The 4,139-nt window shown below is 69.2% G+C and carries 4 protein-coding genes and 1 pseudogene; all 5 read left to right on the top strand.

Going from position 1 to position 4,139, the window contains the following annotated elements:
* The coding region (locus tag ACY5KJ_RS18290) for a vitamin B12 dependent-methionine synthase activation domain-containing protein (RefSeq protein WP_462203935.1) at positions 1–213 on the top strand (213 nt) is incomplete at its 5' end.
* A 75-nt stretch (positions 214–288) separates the two neighbouring features.
* Positions 289–438 carry a type II toxin-antitoxin system prevent-host-death family antitoxin gene (locus tag ACY5KJ_RS18285; RefSeq protein ID WP_462187942.1) on the top strand — a complete coding sequence of 50 codons (150 nt, stop codon included), beginning with the start codon at positions 289–291 and terminating at the stop codon, positions 436–438.
* A 221-nt stretch (positions 439–659) separates the two neighbouring features.
* A complete protein-coding gene (locus tag ACY5KJ_RS18280) occupies positions 660–1,037 on the top strand; it encodes a DUF7715 family protein (protein WP_462187945.1) in 378 nt (125 codons plus the stop codon).
* Between the two features lie 186 nt (positions 1,038–1,223).
* Positions 1,224–2,210: pseudogene (locus ACY5KJ_RS18275) on the top strand (intradiol ring-cleavage dioxygenase).
* Positions 2,211–2,436: 226 nt separating this feature from the next.
* Positions 2,437–3,975, top strand: a complete 1,539-nt coding sequence (locus ACY5KJ_RS18270) for a hypothetical protein (protein WP_462203934.1) — start codon at positions 2,437–2,439, stop codon at positions 3,973–3,975.
* The last annotated feature ends 164 nt before the right edge of the window (positions 3,976–4,139 follow it).

Here is a 4,139-nt window from a genome sequence, read left to right as displayed (position 1 = left end):
GGGATGGGCCTGACCGAGTCCTTCGCGATGACCCCCGCGGCCGCCGTCAGCGGGCTCATCTTCGCCCATCCGTCGTCGCGGTACTTCACCGTCGGGCGCATCGGCCGGGACCAGGTCGAAGACTACGCCCGACGGCGGGGCCTGAAGATCTCCGACGTCGAGAGATGGCTGCGCCCCAACCTCGCCTACGATCCGGACGCCTCGGCCGGCTGACCTACCCGGGCCAGATCGGTCAGACCGGCAGGGATGTCCACATACAGGAAGATACCCTGCGTGTACGTTGAGTGCATGACCGTGTCGCCTAAACTGAGCGTGCCGGAGGCCCGGGAGCGGCTCACGGCGATCATCGACCAGGTTCGCGCCGACCACACGCCGGCCTGCCTCGCCCGCCGTGGCCGGCGGGTCGCGGCCGTCAAGGCCGACCTCGGGCTGGCCTGAGGTACCCGGTCGGCATCGCCCCGCATGCGCTTCGTCAGTTGCGCAAGCTCGACCCAACGGCGCGACGCCGCGTCCAAGCGGCGGCCAGGAACGGGCTTGGCCGGCCATGCCAGAAGATCGCCAGGTCGTCGCGGGCGCGGGTCGCCGCGACGAACAGCAGTGACCGGTCTCGTGCCCGTTCCTGCTGATACCTCCCTGCCCCGAGGAGCCGACATGAAGATCTGACCGCGACCGCGGCCACCCAGGGCCAACGCGACAATGACTTCAACCACTGTGCCGAGGGGGAACTGGTGTGGATCGGCCTGGTCTACGCGATCGACTGGGCGGACCCCGACGGCGGATGTGGCTGTAGGCGGTCGTTCACGGGACTGTCCTCGCACCTCGCGACGACGACGGCGATGGTTCGCGACATCGCCGAGATGAGCCGGAGCTCCTACGCCGAGGCCCTACGGGCGGGCCTCGCCGCGCAGAGGTGGCACGCCGTCGGCTCCGAATCGCTGGCCGACGAGCTGACCCGGCTCGTCGACGGCTGGCCGGCAGGCGCCGTCGTGGAACGCAGGCTGGACATCGTCACCGTGCGCGAATGGACCATCCCGTAGCCAGCCTCAGCCCCACCGGTACCGTCATACGGCCCGGCCCGTGCTGGCCGGCCCGTGCTGGCCGGTCTTCCCGCCGCCGTGATGGGGACCTGGTACGCACAGCCGCGGCACAGCGGGCGCACAGTGCGGGCAAAGACTGTCCCGCCATGGTGAAGGCACAGGATCAGTCGATCTCAAGGAGAGCGCATGGCGGACTACCAGCGGGACGGCCGGAGGCCGACGTACGAGGGGCGTCCCCTGCCCCGGCCCGAGGAGGAGGCCGTCGACCAGGGACTGGGCTTCGACCTCGGCACGCTGCTGAGCCGGCGACGGATGCTGACCTTTCTCGGCCTCGGTGCCGCGACGGCGGGCCTGACAGCCTGCGGGACAGGCGGGGCCCCGAAGCCTCGGGATCGTCCGGCTCCACCGCGTCGCCCAGCACGTCATCATCCGCCTCGACCAGCGGGGCGTCCAGGGAGATCCCCCAGGAGACGGCTAGCCGCTACCCGGGCGACGGTTCCAACGGGCCGGACGTGCTCGAGCAGAGCGGCGTGGTCCGCAGCGACATCCGGTCCAGCTTCGGGGGGAGCCACCGGCACCGCCGAAGGCGTCCCCATGACGCTGGAGCTGACCATCACCGACCTCGCCGGCGGCGTCCCCTTCTCGGGAGTGGCCGTCTACGTGTGGCACTGTGACCGCGAAGGCCGCTACTCGATGTACACCAACGGCATCACCGACCAGAACTACCTGCGCGGCGTCCAGATCGCCGACAAGGCCGGGAAGGTGCGCTTCACCAGCATCTTCCCGGCCTGCTACAGCGGACGCTGGCCACACATCCACTTCGAGGTCTACCCCGACCAGGCCAGCATCACCGACGCCACCAAAGCGATCGCCACGTCCCAGGTCGCCCTGCCGAAGAACGTCTGCGACCAGGTCTACGCGCAGCAGGGCTACGAGGCGTCGATCGCGAACCTGTCGCAGGTCAGTCTCGACAGCGACAACGTCTTCGGGGACGACGACGGCGCCCGCCAGCTCGCCACCGTGGCCGGCAACGTCACCAGCGGCTACACGGTCTCCCTCGCCGTCGGCGTCGACACCACGACCACCCCGTCCAGCGGCCAGCCCGCCGGTGCCCCCGGCGGCCAGCCACCGTCCGGCGCGCCCGGCGGGCGGCCACCGGGTGCGCCGAGCTGACCCACACGACGCCTCGGGAGGACACCCCGTCGTCACGGCCAACCCCCTCCGGTTCACGGAGTCGAACTCGACGATCCCGGTGGTCGAGCAGGTCCCCGGGGGCTCGGGTCTCCGGGGACTCGGGGACCTGGACAGGTGCGTGGGTGCACAATGGCGCTCTCGACCTCGGGGCGACTCACGCATCGTGGGTCGGGGAAATCGTGGGTTGGGGGAAGGTAGAGCCGCGATGTCCGTGCCGGAGGTGCCAGCGCCGGACGAGCTGGTGATCAGCGCGGAGGCTCCGGAGCCTGTTCGGGACGACCTCGGCATTGAGTTCACCGTCGAGTCCGACGTGGATGTCGCCCATCCGCTCATGACGATCGGTGATTCGCTCACCCATGGCTTCCAGAATCTGGCGGTCCGCAACACCGACCGGTCGTGGCCGGCTCTACTGGCCGAGGCGATGGGGGTGACGCCGTTTCGCTATCCGGTCTATCCCGGGCCGGATGGCTGCGCCGGCCTCCCCCTCAACATGGAGGAGTTGCTGCGCCACGCGGACACCATTACCAAGGGCCGGCCGCTACCGGCGCACGCGCTACGTCTGATAGTCACGCTGTACACCCAGGCGCGGGGGGTGCAACGCTACTGGGACTTCGGCCCGGGCCGGCTCCCCGTCGAGCAGGCGGAATTCAACCACAATCTCGCGATCTACGGCTGGGATGTCCGCGACGCACTCTCGAAGAACGTCGGCTGGTGCCAGGAACAGCTGGCCGAGCACCCCGCCCGCCGGTCCTGGAATCCGCGCAGGCTCCTGGTCCAGAACGACGGGCCGATCGCTGCCCTGCGCACCCTGGCCGGCCCCAGCGACCCGGGTACCACCCAGCTGACGGCGGCGCAGCAACTCGGTGCCGAGGGCGTCGGCACGCTCGTGGTCGCCCTCGGGGCTAACAACGCGCTGTCCAGCGTTCTGGGGCTACGGCTGGCCTGGAGCGGAGACGACTTCGCCGACCTGAACGGGAAGAACGCCTACACGGTATGGCGCCCCGCCCACTTCCAGCAGGAGTACGACCAGCTCGTCACCGAAATCGAAAAGGTGGGAGCCCGGCATGTCGTGCTGGTCACCGTCCCCCACGTCACCGTCGCACCGCTCGCCCGCGGGGTCGGCGACAAGCCGGAAGGCTCGCGATACTTCGCCCGCTACACCTACGCCTGGATCAGCGACGACCAGTTCGACACTGCCGACCCCTGCCTGACCGGGACGCAGTGCCGGCAGATCGACAGCGCCATCGACATGTACAACCAAGTCATCATCGAGCACGTCAGGGCGCACCGGCAGGCCGGTGACGACTGGCGGGTCTTCGACCTGTGCGCCTTGCTGGACCGGCTCGCCTACCGCCGCTATCTCGACGACCCGACCACCCGGCCGAGTTGGTGGAACCGGTACGGCCCCTATCCGTTACCCCAGGCGCTCCGCGAGCTGCACCCCCGGCCCGACACCCGGTTCTTCCTCTCCGACGCCCGGGGCCGCACCCAGGGAGGTCTTATCGCGCTCGACGGCGTCCACCCCACCAGCATCGGCTACGGCATCATGGCCAGCGAAATGCTCGCGATCCTGGCCCGCGCGAACGTGCCCGGAGCCGTAGGCGCCACCATCGACTTTGCTGATCTCCTACGTCGGGACACCCTGCTCAGCAACCCGCCCGCCAGCCTCGGCGGCAACTTCCGCACCCTCGGCTGGCTACAGCACCGGCTTCAGCTGTTCGCCGCACTCACCGAACTCTGGTAAACACCGAATTCTGGTAAACCGAGCTCTGGTAGACCCGGCCCCTTTGCGCTGGACCGCGAATGCTATTCAGCCGATCATCCCGCACGACCCTGCTGGTTATCGCTCTTCCCAGGGGGTCCGCCGGAGAGTAGGGCGGCGCGCTGCCAGATGAGCAAATATTGGAT

The organism is Frankia sp. CcWB3 (genome assembly GCF_977927595.1).
Note: the sequence above shows the minus strand (reverse complement) of the source record. Positions and strands in the feature narration are given on the sequence as shown.